Source organism: Actinomycetospora endophytica, assembly GCF_021026375.1.
GTDB classification, from domain to species: Bacteria; Actinomycetota; Actinomycetes; order Mycobacteriales; family Pseudonocardiaceae; genus Actinomycetospora; species Actinomycetospora endophytica.
On the sequence record NZ_JAJNDB010000005.1, the window covers coordinates 1 to 17,206 of the forward strand.

At 69.7% G+C, this 17,206-nt stretch carries 18 protein-coding genes; 6 read left to right on the top strand and 12 right to left on the bottom strand.

All coding sequences use genetic code 11. The annotated features are described in order from the left end of the window. Positions 1–189 precede the first annotated feature (189 nt). Positions 190–1,110 carry an SDR family NAD(P)-dependent oxidoreductase gene (locus LQ327_RS21015; protein ID WP_269070648.1) on the bottom strand — a complete coding sequence of 307 codons (921 nt, stop codon included), beginning with the start codon at positions 1,108–1,110 and terminating at the stop codon, positions 190–192. Between the two features lie 148 nt (positions 1,111–1,258). Here LQ327_RS21015 and LQ327_RS21020 point away from each other — a divergent pair, with 148 nt between their 5' ends. Next, a complete protein-coding gene (locus tag LQ327_RS21020) occupies positions 1,259–1,888 on the top strand; it encodes a TetR/AcrR family transcriptional regulator (protein ID WP_230737559.1) in 630 nt (209 codons plus the stop codon). Between the two features lie 312 nt (positions 1,889–2,200). On the opposite strand, the gene LQ327_RS21025 is transcribed toward LQ327_RS21020, so the two are convergent. From LQ327_RS21025 to LQ327_RS21045, 5 genes are all read right to left on the bottom strand, one after another. After that, complete coding sequence (locus tag LQ327_RS21025) at positions 2,201–3,076, bottom strand: ABC transporter substrate-binding protein (protein ID WP_230737568.1); 876 nt, start codon at positions 3,074–3,076, stop codon at positions 2,201–2,203. Positions 3,077–3,115: 39 nt separating this feature from the next. Beyond that, the gene (locus tag LQ327_RS21030) at positions 3,116–3,286 is read right to left on the bottom strand and encodes a hypothetical protein (RefSeq protein WP_230737570.1); all 171 of its coding nucleotides are present in this window, start codon (positions 3,284–3,286) and stop codon (positions 3,116–3,118) included. Between the two features lie 128 nt (positions 3,287–3,414). Further along, positions 3,415–5,364, bottom strand: a complete 1,950-nt coding sequence (locus tag LQ327_RS21035; protein ID WP_372460717.1) for a sensor histidine kinase — start codon at positions 5,362–5,364, stop codon at positions 3,415–3,417. Next, entirely contained in the window at positions 5,361–6,047 is a 687-nt protein-coding gene (locus LQ327_RS21040; protein ID WP_230737575.1) for a response regulator transcription factor, read from the bottom strand. The genes LQ327_RS21035 and LQ327_RS21040 overlap by 4 nt, the downstream gene beginning before the upstream one ends. Beyond that, the gene (locus LQ327_RS21045; protein WP_230737577.1) at positions 6,034–6,423 is read right to left on the bottom strand and encodes a response regulator; all 390 of its coding nucleotides are present in this window, start codon (positions 6,421–6,423) and stop codon (positions 6,034–6,036) included. The genes LQ327_RS21040 and LQ327_RS21045 overlap by 14 nt, the downstream gene beginning before the upstream one ends. A gap of 161 nt (positions 6,424–6,584) precedes the next feature. On the opposite strand from LQ327_RS21045, the gene LQ327_RS21050 reads away from it, so the two are divergent. The 3 genes from LQ327_RS21050 (at position 6,585) to LQ327_RS21060 (ending at position 8,685) form a co-directional block, all read left to right on the top strand. Continuing rightward, positions 6,585–7,460 (top strand): alpha/beta fold hydrolase, encoded by an 876-nt coding sequence (locus LQ327_RS21050; protein ID WP_230737579.1) that lies wholly within the window; start codon positions 6,585–6,587, stop codon positions 7,458–7,460. After that, complete coding sequence (locus tag LQ327_RS34900; protein ID WP_230737581.1) at positions 7,457–8,107, top strand: alpha/beta hydrolase; 651 nt, start codon at positions 7,457–7,459, stop codon at positions 8,105–8,107. Before LQ327_RS21050 ends, LQ327_RS34900 begins: the two co-directional genes overlap by 4 nt. Before the next feature lie 209 nt (positions 8,108–8,316). Next, a complete protein-coding gene (locus tag LQ327_RS21060) occupies positions 8,317–8,685 on the top strand; it encodes a cupin domain-containing protein (protein WP_230737583.1) in 369 nt (122 codons plus the stop codon). Between the two features lie 235 nt (positions 8,686–8,920). On the opposite strand, the gene LQ327_RS21065 is transcribed toward LQ327_RS21060, so the two are convergent. Beyond that, complete coding sequence (locus LQ327_RS21065) at positions 8,921–9,949, bottom strand: aldo/keto reductase (protein ID WP_230737594.1); 1,029 nt, start codon at positions 9,947–9,949, stop codon at positions 8,921–8,923. Between the two features lie 125 nt (positions 9,950–10,074). Here LQ327_RS21065 and LQ327_RS21070 point away from each other — a divergent pair, with 125 nt between their 5' ends. Continuing rightward, positions 10,075–10,941 carry a helix-turn-helix transcriptional regulator gene (locus LQ327_RS21070; protein ID WP_230737596.1) on the top strand — a complete coding sequence of 289 codons (867 nt, stop codon included), beginning with the start codon at positions 10,075–10,077 and terminating at the stop codon, positions 10,939–10,941. Between the two features lie 654 nt (positions 10,942–11,595). Here LQ327_RS21070 and LQ327_RS21075 read toward each other — a convergent pair. The 4 genes from LQ327_RS21075 to LQ327_RS21090 all read right to left on the bottom strand — a co-directional run bounded on the left by LQ327_RS21075 (position 11,596) and on the right by LQ327_RS21090 (position 15,010). After that, positions 11,596–12,420 (bottom strand): alpha/beta fold hydrolase, encoded by an 825-nt coding sequence (locus tag LQ327_RS21075; RefSeq protein ID WP_230737599.1) that lies wholly within the window; start codon positions 12,418–12,420, stop codon positions 11,596–11,598. Between the two features lie 11 nt (positions 12,421–12,431). After that, complete coding sequence (locus tag LQ327_RS21080) at positions 12,432–13,097, bottom strand: STAS domain-containing protein (protein ID WP_230737601.1); 666 nt, start codon at positions 13,095–13,097, stop codon at positions 12,432–12,434. 1,023 nt (positions 13,098–14,120) lie between these two features. Next, entirely contained in the window at positions 14,121–14,714 is a 594-nt protein-coding gene (locus LQ327_RS21085) for a helix-turn-helix domain-containing protein (RefSeq protein ID WP_372460729.1), read from the bottom strand. A gap of 44 nt (positions 14,715–14,758) precedes the next feature. Then, positions 14,759–15,010: a hypothetical protein gene (locus tag LQ327_RS21090; RefSeq protein WP_230737605.1), complete on the bottom strand. Its 252-nt coding sequence runs from the start codon at positions 15,008–15,010 to the stop codon at positions 14,759–14,761. A gap of 191 nt (positions 15,011–15,201) precedes the next feature. Between LQ327_RS21090 and LQ327_RS21095 the strand changes: the two genes are divergently transcribed. Next, on the top strand, positions 15,202–15,810 hold the full coding sequence (locus LQ327_RS21095; protein WP_230737607.1) for a VC0807 family protein: 609 nt from the start codon (positions 15,202–15,204) through the stop codon (positions 15,808–15,810). Between the two features lie 224 nt (positions 15,811–16,034). On the opposite strand, the gene LQ327_RS21100 is transcribed toward LQ327_RS21095, so the two are convergent. Then, the gene (locus LQ327_RS21100; protein ID WP_230737618.1) at positions 16,035–16,976 is read right to left on the bottom strand and encodes a fatty acid desaturase; all 942 of its coding nucleotides are present in this window, start codon (positions 16,974–16,976) and stop codon (positions 16,035–16,037) included. Positions 16,977–17,206 lie beyond the last annotated feature (230 nt).

Consider the following 17,206-nt stretch of genomic DNA (forward strand, 5'->3'; position numbering starts at 1 on the left):
CTCGACCCCACCGGCAAGGGCCGAACCCGTTGGACGTTGCGCTGGAAACCCGCCCTCAACGCCTTCGCCATCACGTTCCCCGGCCGTATCGTCCCGTCAAGCACCTACTGACCCATCAACGCCAATTACACCGATCATCGGACAGTCCCGTGCCGAGCGGACCGTCCGGACGCCAGAGGCGAGGAGCCGTCATGAGATGAAGCGATGGATGGCCTCGTCGGCGTTGGCCTGGAACGCGGGGTTGGCCAGGTCGGGGAGGAAGTCTGCTTGGTTGACCAAGGGACCTTTGAGGGTGTTGGCCGCGCTGGCGTAGAACATGCCGCTGGACAAGGACGGGTCGGTGACGCCGTCGACCAATCGCTTCGCGCCCACGTCAAGTTTGTGGGAGAGACCCAGGGTGGGCATGACGTATTTGGCCGCTATACGCATCGGCAGTGGGAGGTCACTGGCTGCGTGGGTGCCGGTGGTGTTGCCGGGGCTCACGGTGATGAAGCGGCGGTCGGGGTGTTGGCGGGCCAGGTAGGCCATCCATAGGGCCCCGATGTACTTGGCCTGCCCGAAAGCTAGGTTGAAGTCAGGTTTTCTGTTGGCGAAGTAGCTGCCGTCGATGACAGCAGCGAGCTCGTCGGCTGAGGTTGATACGAACGACGGCCCCTTCATCCGCAACTTCGGGACCCCCCTGACTGCTTCACTTCCGGCGAAGACCGCAACCTCGCCAAGCCGATCCTCGGCCAGGAGCCCTTCGAGGAGGACGACGTGGCCGAGGACGTTCGTCGCGAACACCGTGGTGACCCCGTCAGCGGTCAGGTCAATCGTCTGCGGGCCGATGACACCGGCGTTCATGACCAGCGCGTCGACTGATCCGTCGATACCCGCGAGGCCGGCGCGCACCGAACCCGGATCGGCGACGTCCATGAGAACGATGTCGAAGATGCGCCGGCCGGTCCCGGCTTCAAGCTCGGCCTTTGCCGCTGTCGCCCGATCTTGGTTTCGGCACGCCAAGTAGATCCGCGCCATGTCGGGACGCAGCGCCAACTGCCGGGCCACGTCCTTCCCGATCCCGGCGTTGGCCCCGGTGATCAGAGCTGCCTTTCCTGGGAGTTCCCTCATTCTGATTCCCTCTCAGCTTCTGACCGGAGCAGCTTGCCGCCTGGATCCGTCATTCACCGTCTCGCCCTACTGTGCAGACTGGGTCGTACAACTCACTATGGCAGCGTCCGACTGGGTTGTCAAACTCAGAATCTGTTAGTGTCGGCGCATGAACGACGAGGCAGTCGACCGGCCGAGGCTGACCCCCAAGGGGGCGCGCACCCGGGCGCGGATAGTGGAGGCCGCTGCCGCACTGATCCATGCGCGCGGGGTGGCGAGCACGACCTTGGAAGAGGTCAAGGTGGCGGCCGAAGTCAGCGGCTCTCAGATGTACCACTACTTCCCTGACAAGAACGAACTCCTGCAGGCGGTCATCGACTACCAGGCCGACACCATCGTCAAGCACAATCGGCGGGCCCTCGGCAGCCCGAAGGGAGTCGAGGCCTGGCGGAAGATGGTGGTCGCCGGGGTGGGGAGCACCCAAGGGAAAGGGGGCTGCGCACTTGGTTCACTCGGTGGCCAACTCGCCGAGAGCGACCCCGAGGCCCGAGCACTGATCGCGGCCGGCTTCGATCAGTGGGCAGCCGCCCTCAGCGATGGACTCAGGTCCCTTCGTGCCGAGGGGAGGCTCCGGTACGACATCGACCCGGACGACCTCGCCACTACTCTGCTCGCCACGCTCCAAGGAGGGCTTCTACTCGCCCAGGTGCAACGGAGTACCCGTCCGTTCGAAACTGCGGTCGACACTCTCCTCGCCCTTGCCATCGGACTTGAGCCCTCGCAAGAGCCGACCGGATAATCGGGGGCGCCGCCCATGACAGCCACTCCTGACCAGGGGGTGCGCGTGGTCGAGGTGCTCGACAGCGACAGCTCTGGCTCGTCGCGGACTTGACATGGGCCGGAACTGTCGGATTGCAACCGGACCTGGGTAGACCAGGCTGGCCGCATTCAGGCTTCTGACCGACGGCTCGTATGCACCGTCGGCCTGGAAGCTGTCCTCACCAGTGAGAACGCAGGTCAGCGCGAAGCGCTATACAGTCTGTTGTCCAGTCGCTGAACGAGCACTTCCGATCATGCCCGTGGCATCGCTCAGAGCGACGCTCGGTGCCTTCTAGAGCACCGCGTCCTCGTAGCGGGCGCCCGCGGCGATGGCCGGGTCGAGCAGGTCCCAGGTCTGCATCCAGCGGTGCGAGCGCTCGAACATCTCCCGCGTGTAGGGCTGGGGCACGATCCGTTCGCCGGGTCCGAAGCGGCGTACGTCGACGAGGGCGGTGAGGTCGTTCGGCATCTCTCGCTCCCAGTAGTGGACGTAGCGCTGTGGCTCGAGATCGATCTCCTGCTGGGCGCGCAGGAGGGCGCGGAAGTAGCGCTCCGCGTCCTCGGGGTCCGTGCCGGGGGACAGGAAGAACCCCATGACGAAGGTGGTGTCGACGATCTTGGTGAACCCGCGCTGCTCGAGCACGTATGCGCCGGCACCCCAGGCGTTGACCGCCGGTAGCTGTCGGGCGAGCAGGAGCCGGACCCGGTCGAAGGGCAGACCGACGTATCCCAGGCGGATGTCCTCGCGGGGGAGGAAGGCCTCGAGCGCCTGCAGGGCCGAGTAGTGGCTGCCCGAGTGGTAGCCGACGCCGACCTCGACACCGGCCAGGTCGCGGGGATCCCGGACCGCGGAGTCGGGGGCGACGAAGATGCCGCCGGGGCAGACCGAGTAGGCCTTGCCGTACATGCGGCCGTGGTGCTCGCTGGCGGCGGCGTTGACCGCCCAGTGGCAGGCGCAGGAGACCTGTGCGGTCCGACCGCGGGCCATGTCCTCCAGAGCGCCGCTGCGCACGTCGGGAGGTGGGCCATCCGTCGGGTGTGCCGTGCCGGTCCCGCCCGCGAGGCTCGTCGCCTCGAATTCGTGGTCGAGGCCCTCCGCGCCGAAGAAGCCGTGCTCCTCGGCGACCCATTCCTGGAGCCGGACGTGCGGCTGGATGCGGAACACCACGGTGATCGACCTCCTCGGCGGGCGGGTTCCCGACGTTTCTCAGGGTGCACCGGCGCGGGCGGTGAGCGCGAGGAACTCATCGCGGGACCGGGAGTCGGCGCGGGCGACCCGCCGAGGGGTCCGGCGTAGCCCGGCCGACGTCGTGTCCAGCCCCAGGGCCTGCATGAACCGGGTAGCCGCGCGCTCCACCGCGCCCAAGGGCACCACCATGTGGTCGCTGCCCGGCGCGGCGGCGTGGCGCGGAGCCCACGAGGGATCGCGCCGGGTCCGCGAGCCTGCCTCGTGACTGTGGTGGTGGCGTAGATGCCGGTCGCGGTGCGAAAACCATCGGCCTGTTGCTAGGTCTTGAGACTGCGCGCGTGGTCTCGGGGGCCGTTGCTCGGTGTGTCGGTGCTTATCGAACGGCCTCGTTCGTCAACGGTGGCCACCATCGGTAGGCGGGCCCGCACTGTGGTGCCAGACCCAGGAGGGCTGGTGATCGTCAGTACGCCTTCGGCCGCGTCGACCCGATCCAGCAGCCCGATCAGTCCGGTACCCCGGGTGGGGTCCACGCCGCCGACGCCGTCGTCACGGACCTCGACGATCAGGCTGCCATCCTCTGGACCGACCTGCACGAGCGCGCGGTCGGCCTTGGCGTGTTTGACCACGTTGGTCAGCGCCTCGGCCACGATGAAGTATGCGGTGGTCTCGATCGGCGCGGGCAGGCGCGGCGCTCGGACGGTGACCTCGACCGGCACCGTCAGATCGGCGACCAGCGATTCGAGCCCGGCGCGCAGACCGCTGCGGGTCAGGGAGGCCGGCAGGATGCCGTGGACGATGTCGCGCAGCTCGTGGTTGGCGCGTTCGGCGTTGGCCAACGCTTCGTCGACCAAGGCGCTCGCGGTCTCGGTCGACTCGTCGGCGAGGGCGTTCCGGGCGAGCTTGAGCGCGATGATCGTGTGGACGAGCCGTTGTTGTGCCCCGTCGTGGACGTCGCGCTGGAGGCGTCGGCGGGTCTCGTCGGCGGTGGCCACGACGCGCGCTCGGGAGGCGATGAGCTCGGCTTTGGTCTCGGCGTTGGCGATCGCCACTGCGGCGAGCTCGGCGAACTGGGTCAGGCGCGCCTCGACCGCAGCCCGGACGGCGGGGTCGGTATTGCTCGACACGAGCGTGGCCCGGACGCGTCCCTCGACCATGATCGGGACCGCGGTGGTCGAGACGATGCCGACCTGGCTGGTGATGCCCGCCAGTGTCGTGTCCTGGTAGCTGTCGACGTGGGCGGGTCGGCCGGTGCGGAACATCTGGTCGACCGCGGTGCCGGCGCTGAACGGGACGTGCAGCCCGATGGGTGCTGGGCAGTTGCAGGTGGCCACGACCACAGCACCGTCGGCGTCGGCGTCGTAGACCATCAGCGCCACCGGAAGGTCATCAAGCAGGGCAGAGGTCTCGTTCGCGATTGCGACGAAAACCTCTCCCGGTGCCGGTCCGCGGGCGACGAGTTCGGCCACCCGGCGCAGCGCGGCCTGCTCGTCGGCGAGCGCGCCCAGCTGGGTCCGTGATTGCGCCGCCGCGATGGCGGTGCCCACCAGGTCGGCGAAGTTGGCCAGGTGAGTCTCGTTCGTGTCGGGCAGCGGTTGGCGGGCTACCACGACCAGCGCGCCCCACAGCGCGCCGTCGAGCAGGATCGGGACTGCCAGGCTCGCCGTGTAGCCGGCGCCGGCGGCGATACCCGGCCAGCGACCCGAGACGGCGGTGAGGTCGTCCACTCGGGCCGCGTGGCCGGTACGCCACACCGCCTGCACTGCGCCCTGACCGCCGGCCTGGGCGCGCATCCCCACCGTGACGCCGTCCGGGGCGCCGTCGATCGCGACGACCTCGGTGGCTCCGTCGTCGGCGTAGCGCAGCACGGTGGTGAAATCGACCCCCGCGAGCCGGGACCCCTGAGCTGCTACCTCCTCGAGCACCGCGTCGGTCGAGGCCCCGCGCGCGGCGAGTTCGGCTACCGTCCGCAGGGCTGTCTGTTCGTCGGCGAGAGCCCGTCGGTCGGTTCGCGCCTGGCTGTGGCCCAGGGCGGCGGCGACCAGATGCGCGAACTGCTCGAGGCGGCCTTCGGTGCCCGACGGTAGCGGTTGCGGGTGGGAGGTGGCGGTGAGCATTCCCCAGACCTGGCCGGCGACCGCGATCGGCGCCGAGACTGCCGCCGCCAGGTTCAGAGAAGCTATCTGTCGCAGCTCGGATGGTTGCTGGGCGGCGCGGTCGGTGCGGGGGGTGGTTGCAGCCCTGGGGCGCTGCTGGGGTCGCGGTGTCATGACGGGCGGCCGGCGTGGCGCAGGTAGGTCAGCGCGGCCTGGACGCGGCGATGGGCGGTGTCAGCGGGGGTGATGCGCAGCTTCCGGAAGATCGCTGTCACGTGCTTCTCCACCGAGGCCTGGCTGAGCAACAGCGCCTGCGCGATTCCCCTGTTGGACAGGCCCTCGGCCAGGGCCGCGAGCACCGCGCGTTCGCGGGACGTGAGTGCCAGCAGCGGGTCGCCGGGAGCACGTTGACCGAGCATGCGGCCGATGATCTCCGGGTCCAAGGCGCTGCCGCCCGCCGCGACACGGGTCACCGCGTCCACGAACGCTGCGACGTCCCCGACTCGTTCCTTGAGCAGATACCCGACCCCTGCGGGGTGCTCGCCGATCACAGCCATGCCGTACGCGGGTTCGCAGAATTGCGACAAGATCAGCACCGCGGTGCCCGGGTGCCGGCGACGGAGCTCGACAGCGGCCAGCAGCCCATCGTCCTCGCCGCGCGGCGGCATCTGCACGTCGACGATCACGATGTCGGGCCGGTGGGCGAGCGCGCGCAGCAGCAGGTCGTCGGCGTCGCCGGACTGGGCGACGACCTCCAGCCCCGCCTCGGTCAGGATGCGGGTGATCCCCTCGCGCAGCAGGACGTCGTCCTCTCCCACGATCACTCGCAGCGCGGGCGCCGTTTCACAGGTCGTCATCGCCGTTGACCTCACCGCTTCCGATCTCGACCAGCCGCCGCATCGCCCGACCAGCCAGTTCGTCCTTGCGCACGAAGCCGATGGCTCCGGCACGGCGCGCCGCGGCCGCGTCCGCGCGGTCGCCGCCGGAGGAGAACAGCACGACTCGCATCGGCCATGGCCTGGTCCGGAGCTGTCGGGCGAGGGAGAAGCCGTCGCCGTCGGGCAGGCCGAGGTCGATCAGGACGGTGTCCGGGCGCAGCTCGTCGGCCTGCGCCAGAGCTTCGGCGACCGAGCCCGCCTCGCCGATGACCATGTGGCCCCATCGGTTCACGACCCGGGTGATGAGGTGGCGGAACGCGCCGTCGTCGTCGACGACGAGGACCGAGAGCGGCACCCGCTCACCGTCGCAGGGTGGCACCCCCGCCGGGGGTCGGGCTAGCCCGAAGCGGTTCTCCGGCTACCACGAAATCGGTCTCGGGACAGCGGTCCTACCCGGCTTCGGTGGACGTCGGGAGGCTCGGATGGCACCCCCGACCGATCCTGCGAGGAGGCCAGATGGGCACCATCACCGTCGGGCGCGAGAACACCGCTCCGATCGAGCTCTACTACGAGGATCACGGCAGCGGTCCCGTGGTCGTGCTCGTGCACGGCTGGCCGCTCGACGGCCGCTCCTGGGAGCCGCAGATACACCCGTTGCTCGCGGCCGGCTACCGGGTGATCACCTACGACCGACGGGGGTTCGGCCGTTCGAGCAGACCCGGCGCCGGCTACGACTTCGACACCCTCGCCGCCGACCTCGCGACGCTGATAGGCGAACTCGATCTCCGCGATGTCACGGTAGTCGGGTTCTCCCTGGGCACCGGCGAGCTGGCCCGTTACATCGGTCGCTATGGCACCGAGCGTCTGCGAAGCGCGGTGTTCATCGAGAGCCTCGCCCCGTCGTTCGTCAAATCCGCCGACAACCCCGACGGCGTCGACGACGCCGGGGTCGCCGGCGTGCAGAACGCGATCCTCGACGACCGGTACGCATGGCTGACCGGGCTGCTCGCCGACTTCCTCAATCTCGACGACTACCTCGGCAAACGGGTCAGTGAGGAAGCGGTGCGCGCCGCCTGGGCCGCCGGCGCCGAGGCATCGCCCCACGCGACCCGGGCGTGTGTGTCCGGCTGGCTCGACGACTTCACCGCCGACCTCGAGCGCGTCGACATACCGACCCTCATCCTGCACGGCACCGCCGATCGCATCCTGTCCATCGACGGCCAGGGCCGTCGCCTGCACGCGGCGCTCCCGGCCGCCCGCTACGTCGAGATCGACGGCGGCCCCCACGTCATGTGCCTGACCCACGCCGCCGAGATCAACCGCGAACTACACGCCTTCCTCGCCGACCCCACCACCTCCGGTGCACCCATCACCGACGGGGCAACGTCGTGACCACGCCTCGGCAGATCGTTCTCGAACCGGCCGCGCGGGATGTCCTCGACGCCACCGCCAAGCCACCGTTCCGCTACGGCCTCGGACCCGCCGGAGCCCGCAAGGTGCTCGATGACCTGCAGGCCGCGCCGATCGACAAGGCACCCGTCGACGAGGAGCGGGTCATCGTGCCCGCCGCCGTCGGCGACGTTCGCGTGCGCCTCGTCCGGCCCCGCGGCGCCACGGCCGTGCTGCCCGTGGTCGTCTACGCGCACGGCGGCGGATGGATCCTCGGCAACGCCGACACCCACGACCGGCTGGTCCGCGAGCTCGCCGTCGGGGCTCGCGCGGCGGTGGCCTTCGTCGAGTACACCCCCTCCCCCGAAGCCCGGTACCCGGTCGCGATCGAGCAGGGCTACGCCACCGCGCAATGGATCGCTCTGGAGGGCGCCGGGCGCGGCCTCGCCCCCTCGCGGATGGCGGTCGCGGGCGAATCAGTGGGACAGTCACCACGGTGCGCTACGACCGCACCGTCCACGACTTCATGCTGCTCAACTCGCTGCGCGACACCCACGCCACCCGCGCGGCCATCGGCCGAGCCACCGCATTCCTGCGCGACGCCCTCGGAACGTAAGCCCCGCACCGGCCCGACGTGGAAGGAACACTGAACGCCTCCAAGGGGGCCCGGCTGGCCGAGAACCATCGTCGCCCTGGCCGGACCCAGATGGCCTCAGCGCACCACACGGCCCCAAGCCAAGCCAACCATCACTCGCGGTGGGCGGTATAGGCCACGCAGGCCTGCCGTCCCTCCCGACAACAGCCCACCCGGTCTTGCCCGACACCCCGCCTCCCCGCACCCGGAAGGAAGGAACCTGTCATGACACCCGACCCGGACGTAGGTACCCAGCCACAGGACGCCTTGGCCGAGACACTCAAACGCACCGAGATCCAGCGCGGCGACTCCTCGATCGCAGGCCGGGAGATCGTCCAGGTCCGCACCGAGATCCCGGCCGGTGCTGCGTCTGGTTGGCACACCCACCCCGGCGAGGAAGTCGGATACATCCTCGCCGGGACCGTGCAGATGGAGATCGAGGACCGCACCACCCTGACGCTGCACTCTGGAGACGGATTCCTCATCCCGCCCCGCACCAGCCACAATGCCACCGACCTCGGCCCCGAGACGGGTCAAATGCTCTCGACCTACATCACCGAGATCGGCAAGCCGATCGCCACCTTCACCACGTGACCACCGCGGACAGGCCCGAGCCCGGACGGCGTCGGCCAGAACCACCGCTGCCCAGGCTTTCCTTCATTCGAAGCTCCCGAGCCACCGCAGCAGGGCATGCCCGATCACAGAGAACCGACCGGGGCGATCTGGCGCGACAGCGTGATCGGGGAGATTCACGAAGGCGCCGAGCTACTGCTGGGTTATCGTCCGGCGCCTCTTCGGGCGGAAGCACATCGGGTGCCAGGTCGGCTTCTCACGCCGTGGGTGCTCGCCGTCGTCGTCGCGGGTCGCGGATCGCGGGCGTGGGGTCGACATAGAGATCGGCCGGGTTCAGGTCGACTCCCGGGGGCACGATCTCATCGATCCGGTCGAGCACGTCGTCGCTGAGATGGACCTCGCGCCCGGCGAGCAGGTCGGCGAGCTGGTCGGGGCGGCGTGGGCCGATCAGCACCGACGTGACGGCGGGGTGGGCGAGCACGAACGCGATCGCGACGTGCGCCAGCGGTAGCCCGGCCTCGCCGGCCAGGGCCCGCAACTGCTCGACCGCGGTGACCTTCGCCCGCACCCCTCGCTCCTCGAGGTCGAACATCCTGGCCCCCCGTCCGGCGTTGCGGTGACCGCTGGTCGGGTCGGTGCGCCCGGAGAGCCAGCCGGAGTTGAGGGCGCCGAAGGTCAGCACTCCCATGCCGTAGCGCTCCGCGGTGGGCAGCACCCGGTTCTCCACCCCGCGGGTCAGGATCGAGTACGGGGGCTGCTCGGTGCGAAGCCGATGATGGCCACGCGCTTGCGCGGTCCACTGCGCCTCCACGATCTCCTCGGGCGCGAAGAACGAGCCGCCCAGGGCCCGGATCTTCCCGGCCCGCACGAGGTCGGAGAGCGCGCCCAGGGTCTCGTCGAGGTCGGTGTCGGGGTCGGGTCGGTGCAGTTGGTAGAGGTCGACGTGATCGGTGTCGAGGCGGCGGAGGCTGTCCTCGAGGGCGCGGCGAATCCAGCGGGGTGAAGCCCCCCGACGGTCCGGGCCCTCGTCCATCGGCAGCCCGAACTTGGTGGCGAGCACGACCTCGTCGCGGCGGCCTCGCAACGCCTTGCCCACGATCTGCTCGGACTCCCCGGCGGAGTAGACGTCGGCGGTGTCGACGACGTTGATGCCGGCGTCGAGCGCGGCGTGGACCATACCTACCGACTCGTCGTGGTCGGCGTTGCCCATCGCTCCCATCATCATCGTCCCGAGGGCGTATGAGCTCACCGAGATGCCGGTGCCGCCGAGGGTTCTGCGTTCCATGTCAGCTGGTTCCTTTCGGTCGCACTGCAGCTGACCACCGCAGGACCTCTGGCCGGGAGTCCCATCGCTACCGGGGGTCCAGCAGTACCCCCCTCACCGACCCGGGACGTCCTACCGTGGATCGCATGGCCGCGTCGCCGAACATCGCCCTGCGCGACTTCCTACGTTCGCGACGAGCGAGGCTCTCGCCCGACTCCGCCGGCATCGAGTCATCTCCGGGAACCCGTCGCGTCGCGGGACTGCGCCGCGAGGAGGTGGCCCGCCTGGCCGGCGTCAGCGTGGACTACTACATCCGTCTGGAGCGTGGCCGCACCGCCTCGGTCTCCGCGTCGGTCCTGGACGCGGTAGCGCGGGCTCTGCAGCTTGGCGAGTTGGAACGCGACCACCTGTTCGCCCTGGCCCACCCGGCCCGGACCTGCCCGGCCCGCTCGTCGGGCCAGCAGGTTCGGCCGGGGTTGCAGCTCGTGCTGGACAGCTTGACCGAGGTGCCGGCGCTCGTGCTCGGGCGGGGCCTGGACGTGCTCGCCGCGAACCCCCTCGCCCGCGCCCTCTACGTCGACTTCGACTCTCTGCCGCCCCGGTCACGGAACATGGCCCGGCTGGTCTTCCTCGACCCGACGGTGCGCGAGCTCTACACCGACTGGCCGGGCGCCGCACGCGGCATCGTGGCCTCGCTGCACCTCGAGGCCGGGCGCCACCCGCAGGACCCCGATCTCGCCGCCCTGGTCGGGGAGCTGTCGCTGCAGGACCCCGACTTCCGCCGGTGGTGGGCCGACCACGACGTCTACCGGCGCACTCATGGCCGCAAGCGCTACCGCCACGGGCTGGTCGGCGAGCTCGAGCTCGGCTACGAGGCCTTTTCTCCGGCCGACGACCCCGACAAGACGCTCGGCATCTCGACCGTCGAGCCCGGGTCGGTCTCCGAGCAGCGGCTACGCCTCCTGGCCGGCTGGGCCCACCCACTGGCGGTGAACCCACACGCCGAGCCCTGACCACCCGCCCCCCGGCGAGACCGGCGGACGGCTATGGCTCCCGCCAGCCCTGCCCGGTGCACATCCTCGGCCACTGATCCTGCGGTGGCCCGCGCCCACAGCAGCGACATGTTGAACGCGAAGATCGCCGTGCCGCTGGTGGGGCGACCCACCGGCTGCGGCACAGGCACCGGAACGAAGTGCGGCTGCATCACGGGCGCACCAGCTCGCGCTCGCCGACCCGGGTCCAGCGGCGATGCCTCGCTCGGTCCGGGTGCGAACTCGGGCGAGCAAGCACCCACGGGGCGTGCACCGGCCACTACCAGGGCCACAACGGCACCAACGCGATCGCCGGCCACCCTTTGGCAGTCCGAGCCGGCGCCGCAGGCCAGACCTGTGTGGCCCCCGGCCAGCAGCCCTGGCGCCCGCGGTAGATCGACCGACGTCGCGGCCTGGGTGCGGTGCGTCGGTCTCACCGTCTGCGGGGGGATGCAGACGGTGAGACGTGGCCGGTGCCCTCAGGGGGGCGAGTGCCCCGACGCGCCCCACAGCCTGGCAGTTCGACGCGTTTTCCGACAGCCCCGGGTTACGGCACGCTGTGTAGTCGCTGACGGGCGAGCGCACCGACCCTGCTGCGGTGCCTGAACGGCGACGCCTGCTGAGGGCTCTGGTAGATCAGCTCTGCACGAAGGCCAGCAGGTCGGCGTTGATCGTCTCGGCTTCGGTGGTCGGACTGCCGTGCGGGAACCCTGGGTAGGTCTTCAGCGTGCCGTTCGCGAGGAGCTTCGCCGACAGCGGCCCGGAGTCGGCGTAGGGGACGATCTGGTCGTCGTCACCATGCATGACCAGCATGGGTACCGTGATCTTTTTCAGGTCGTCGGTGAAATCGGTCTGCGAGAAGGCGACGATGCCGTCGTAGTGGGCCTTCGCCCCACCCATCATGCCCTGGCGCCACCAGTTGTCGATGATCGCGTGCGACGGCTCCCGCCCAGGCCGATTGAACCCGTAGAAGGGGCCCGCAGCGACCGACCGGTAGAACTCCGAGCGGTTGGCGGCGAGCTGGGCCTGGAAATCGTCGAAGACGCTCTTCGGCAGGCCGCCGGGGTTGGCGTCGGTCTGCACCATCAGCGGCGGCACCGCGTCGATCAGGACCCCCTTCGCCACCCGGTCCTCACCGTGGCGGGCGATGTAGTGCACGACCTCCCCTCCACCGGTGGAGTGCCCGATGTGGACGGCGCCCCGGAGATCGAGCGCGGTGGTGAGCGCCGCGAGATCGTCGGCGTAGTGGTCCATATCGTGCCCGTCGCTGACCTGCTCGGAACGCCCGTGCCCGCGCCGGTCGTGGGCGATGACGCGGTAGCCGCGCCGGGAAAAGAAGAGCATCTGCGAGTCCCAGTCGTCGCCCGAGAGCGGCCAGCCGTGGCTGAAGACGATCGGTCGACCAGAGCCCCAGTCCTTGTAGAAGATCTCGACGCCGTCGGGCGAGGTCACGTAGGGCATGGCTGCTCCTGTTAGTTGGTTGACGGTGGCGGCCCCGGGAGAACCGGTTCTTCCCGGACACGTTTCATGGCGGGTCTGGTCGGCGCCGGCGACCCGGAGCGACCGGCTGGGTGCAGGGCCGAGGTGGGGTAAGCGGGGCCGGTCATCGGAAGATCGAGTTCGTCAGCAAGCGCCGGCGGTAAGTGGTGCAGCGCCATCGCGGCGCCGTCCACCAGACAGCGGATCCGGATCCGGCCGAGGACGCGGCCCAGGCGCGGGTGGGACTCGGCGAGCGCGGTGAGGTCGATGACCAGCTCCACGCCGGCCGACGGGCGCAGGTCGCGTAGCAGCGACTCGAGTTCGTCGACCGCGGCACGGTTGAACCGCCCGCCGAGAGCCAGCGCCACGCATCCCTCGCCGAAGGCGCTCTCGGCGGCTACTGGTCGCCGGGATCCGGCGGCGCAGGCCTCCACGGTCACCGCGGCGAGGGCGGCGGCCCGCCCGCTCGGCGATCCAGGTGGATGGGCCTGAGAGCCCGCGCCGTGAGGAATCGACGGCACGCTGATCGAGAGCAACTCTCCGAAGCCCGCCGCCGGGGCCGACATGGCCGTGTTGGTCGGGTGATACATCGCCGCCAGAACCTTTGCGCTTGTCCACTCGCAATGGGCGACGGTGGCATATTCGAGGATCGGCGGCACCGCCGATCAGCCGAAAAGCCACTGATCGAAATCAATCTCAAGGCGAGTCGCCACGCGTGACTGGCGTCGCTCGCACAAGGGCTTCGTTCTGGAGGCGCCGCGTGCGCCATCGTCGACCTGAATGATCGATGCGGCTGGGGTCCGTTTTCCCGGCGCTTCAGTCTCCGCCCGGTCATGCGACGAAGCACCCCTCGCTCGAACATCGCTGATCGATCGTTGCGCACGATGCACCGAGCGTAAGACAACGGGACGAAGCTCGACCCCGGTCCAGGAAATGAACAGTCGGTGACATGACGTTGCGGCGGACTCCCTGGCGAACCTGCCCCACGCGGGGCGCGGTCGGCGGTTGGTGCCGGCGACGACGCCCCAGGTCAAGCTCGTCGGATCGACTACGGGTGTGACGACGAGGCCCGGCCGCTACCGGGCCGAACGAGCCGGCCGGCGGGGTGAGCCGCTCCCGCCGCTCACATGGACCCGTGGAGAGCCGACCAGAGTAGGAGTCCGAGACGGCCGAGGTCGACGTCGTGCACCCGGCAGACGCCACCGTCGCCCATCTCGCGCTCCGGCCCTGGTGGCGCCGGCCAGAGTGAATCGAGCCGGGCCTCGGCCGGGCGCCCCCGCCGATACGGCCGATCTCGGAGCCGGTGGGCTGACCGACAGCGAACGACGCATCGGCGAACTCGTGACAGCCGGGCCCACTGGGCGCCGCCCGTCGCCGTGCACGGTCCTCTCAGTCCCCGGACCGTCGGATGCCGTCGGTCCGATTCCGAGGGTCGTCCGGGACGGAGCGGGGAGCCGACGAAGACGGCCGCTCGCACGCCCGGCGGCATCGTCGAGGCGTTGCCGCAGACGTAGATCACGGCGTCCTGCCGCATGGCCTCCCAGACGTCGTCGGCGGCGCCCTCGAGCGCATGCTGGACCTAGCGGTACCGGTACCCGGACACCCGCGAGTAGGCGGGATACAGCGTGACCCACGCCGGCGGCGAAGCTGGCTGGAGGACCCCGAGAACGTGGCGCGAGCTGCTACGGCGTGCGGTTGATCATGCGTTCCCCGGGTCGCCCGAAGATGCTGAGGATCTCCGTGGGCTCCTCGCCGGTGCTGCCGAACCAGTGCGGCGTCCGTGTGTCGAACTCGGCAACGTCGCCGGGTCCCAGAAGTAGATCCTGGTCATCGAGGACGAGCCGCAGGCGCCCGGACAACACGTAGATCCATTCGTGTCCGTCGTGGGCCCCGTTCTCCGGTTCGACCTTGCTCGTCGGGACGACGATCTTCCACGCCTGCACGCCACCGGGATGGCGAGTCAGAGGGATGACGGTGCGCCCCTTGACCCGCCCTGGCTTGAGCCGGATGCGCGGGTCTCCGACCTCTGGAGCCCCGACGAGGTCGTCGAGCGGCACCCGGTACGCCAGCGAGAGCGCGAGGAGCAGCTCCAGGGTGGGCCGCCGTTGACCGTTCTCCAGCCGCGACAAGGTGCTCTTGGAGACGCCGGTGAGGTCCGACAGCGCACTCAGGGTTGCGCCGCGCTCTGCTCGGATCTGCTTGAGTCGAGGCGCCACCCTCTCAAGAGCATTCGCGATGGCCGCGCCGGCTGCTGGTTCGCCGCCCACCGGTCGCATTCCACTCGCATGTCCCGACAACGGCAACGTTGGTTGTTCGGCAGTCACGGCACCGCCAGCCTGGCGGCGTGACCGATCACGACGTAGCGATCATCGGCGGGGGTGCGGCTGGTCTGTCGGCGGCCCTGGTGTTGGCGCGGGCTCGCCGCAGCACAGCGGGTCTCTGGGCCGCCGGCAACGTCGTCGACCCCCGCGCTCAGGTCATCAGCGCCGCCGGCGCCGGATCCGCGGCGGCCATCGCCGTCAACGCCGATCTCGTCGATGGCGACGTCAGGGACGCGGTCCGCGACCTCCACCCGGCACTCGCAGCACAGCGCTCCCCAGGAGTCAGTTCCGCCGCAACATCAGGAGGACTTCGATGAGCATTCCACAAGATGCGTCAGCGACCGCGGTAGGCGATCCGAGTCGACCCGGGCTACAGGCCGACACGGACGTCGGCGGCCTGAAGCACGACAGCGCGGAAGGGCAGGCAGCGCGTCGGCGTCTCGTGGCCAGAACCCTCGTCCGGGGTCTGGGGTGGGATGTCGGGCTCCCGTTGGCCACCTACTACGCGCTGCACTCGGCGGGCCTCAGGGACTTCACGGCGTTGCTCGCCGCTGCGCTCGTCGCGGCCTCGCGTGTGGTGATCGGCGCGGTACGCAACCGGGTGTTCAACGCATTCGCGGTGATGATGGTGGTGGTGTTCGGGCTGGGCCTGGTGCTGGCATTCGCCAGCGGGGACCCGCGGTTCCTGCTGGTGAAGGACTCGATCACCACCGCGGTCGTCGGAGTCACGTTCCTCATCATGGCCGGGCTGGGGCACCCGCTGACCCTGGCCGCGATCCGGACCTCGATGCCCCGGGAACGCGCCGAGGAGATGGCCCGCCAGTTCGCCACCGTGCCCGCGGTGCACCGTTGGCACCTCAAGGCCTCCACGGTGTGGGGCCTCGGATTGCTCGCCGAGGCCTCCCTGCGGGTGATGCTGATCTACCTGCTGCCGATCACGATCATGGTCGTCATCTCAGCCGGGCTGATGGTCACGACTTTCGGGCTGCTGATCGGCTGGACGGTGTGGGACATCAAGCGTCAACAGGTCCACGCCCGAACACATTCGTGAGGTTCCTCCCGCTTCCCCGGAATGTTACGAGCTTGACTCCATACCGATCGCGAGTGGTCCTTGCTCGAGCGACCGAAATCGATCAGCCAGGGGCTCTTCAGCCGACCATTGGCAGCCGACGGGCGTACGACAGGCCTCCTGCCCGAACCCTGAGGGCTGCTTCCGCGACATCGCGTCGACGTGCGGTCCCACGGGACGCGACGGAACCGCCGTGAGCAGAGCGCTCAGGATGCGTCCCGAGCCGTCGCACCGTCGATGCGGAGGCCACGGCGTGCGCGGTACTCGTCCATCGTGAGGGGCCGTCCGCGAACGTCGGTGAGCGGCGGCTCGTGGGTGAGGTATTCCTCCTCGTTGCGCCGCCACGCAGCGACATACCGATGGAACGGGATCCGGGGGTGCAAGTGGTGGACCAGGTGGTAATTCTGGAAGAGCATCGCCGGAGAGAGCGTGGATTCGAACCCGATTCGGTTGCGGGTCGTCTTGAACTGGTTCTCGCGCGCCGTGGTCGTCAGGTCGTGGTGCGGCAGGTAGTCGAACGCATAGCCGAGCCACATCAGCGTCAGACGGATTGGCAGGAGGACGAACAGCACCATCTGGTGGAACCGCCCGGTCTTGATGGCGGCTGCTGTGGTCCCGGCCAGCAGGAGGGCGTTGGCGCCCAGTTCCACCTGCTCGCTGCGGGGGCGTGAGGAAAGCTTCGGCGCATAGAAGAGGACGTAGTAGAGGTCGATGGTCAGCCAGCGCAGTGGGCGCTGCCAGGCCGGACCGCGTTCGGTGTAGTGGTCGGGGTCGCGTTCCGGGTTGTTCACGTGGCGGTGGTGCTCGAGGTGGATGAACTTCCAGGTGTGGAACCCGACGTGGGGGGCGAAGCCGGCGGTGCCGACCCGGCCCAGCGCGGTGTTCACCGCCTTGCTCGTCGACAGTGAGCCGTGGCCCGCGTCGTGGGCCACCGTGAACAGCATGTAGGACGCGAAGGCGTTGAGCAGCGTCGACACCGGCCACGGCCAACGCTTGGCCAGCGCCATCGCCGTGGAACCGACCCACAGTGCGAGGCCGCCCACGAGCAGCCCGGCGGCCGGCAGCGAGAGCTTGGGAACCGGCTCGTCCGGCTTGGGGAGCTTGCGGGAGGAGGTCGCCTTGCTCTGCGGAGAGTCTTGTTCGGCCATGTCCGCCCTCTCGTGGGTTGTCGATGCACGTCGTTGGGCCCGACCCGACGACGCGAATGTCCCTCAGGCACCCGGGCTACGCCTCTTCGGACCGCCTTGCGGTCTCGACGTCGTGGAGCGCTCCAGCAACCGCAGCGTAGGAGTACGGGGTCGCGCCCGGAACCGGTCGCGAGCCGTTCTCACCGCTGTTGTTCGCTCGGACAGCATCGTGCGGCCGACATTGTGCCGTC

Coding starts and splice junctions, on each gene's coding strand:
- LQ327_RS21035 (WP_372460717.1), bottom strand. CDS start 5,364: ATGACACCGCGACCCCAGCAGCGCCCCAGGGCTGCAACCACCCCCCGC.
- LQ327_RS21050 (WP_230737579.1), top strand. CDS start 6,585: ATGGGCACCATCACCGTCGGGCGCGAGAACACCGCTCCGATCGAGCTC.
- LQ327_RS21100 (WP_230737618.1), bottom strand. CDS start 16,976: ATGGCCGAACAAGACTCTCCGCAGAGCAAGGCGACCTCCTCCCGCAAG.
- LQ327_RS21085 (WP_372460729.1), bottom strand. CDS start 14,714: ATGCGACCGGTGGGCGGCGAACCAGCAGCCGGCGCGGCCATCGCGAAT.
- LQ327_RS21030 (WP_230737570.1), bottom strand. CDS start 3,286: ATGGTGGTGCCCTTGGGCGCGGTGGAGCGCGCGGCTACCCGGTTCATG.
- LQ327_RS21065 (WP_230737594.1), bottom strand. CDS start 9,949: ATGGAACGCAGAACCCTCGGCGGCACCGGCATCTCGGTGAGCTCATAC.
- LQ327_RS21060 (WP_230737583.1), top strand. CDS start 8,317: ATGACACCCGACCCGGACGTAGGTACCCAGCCACAGGACGCCTTGGCC.
- LQ327_RS21020 (WP_230737559.1), top strand. CDS start 1,259: ATGAACGACGAGGCAGTCGACCGGCCGAGGCTGACCCCCAAGGGGGCG.
- LQ327_RS21075 (WP_230737599.1), bottom strand. CDS start 12,420: ATGCCCTACGTGACCTCGCCCGACGGCGTCGAGATCTTCTACAAGGAC.
- LQ327_RS21040 (WP_230737575.1), bottom strand. CDS start 6,047: ATGACGACCTGTGAAACGGCGCCCGCGCTGCGAGTGATCGTGGGAGAG.
- LQ327_RS21070 (WP_230737596.1), top strand. CDS start 10,075: ATGGCCGCGTCGCCGAACATCGCCCTGCGCGACTTCCTACGTTCGCGA.
- LQ327_RS21015 (WP_269070648.1), bottom strand. CDS start 1,110: ATGAGGGAACTCCCAGGAAAGGCAGCTCTGATCACCGGGGCCAACGCC.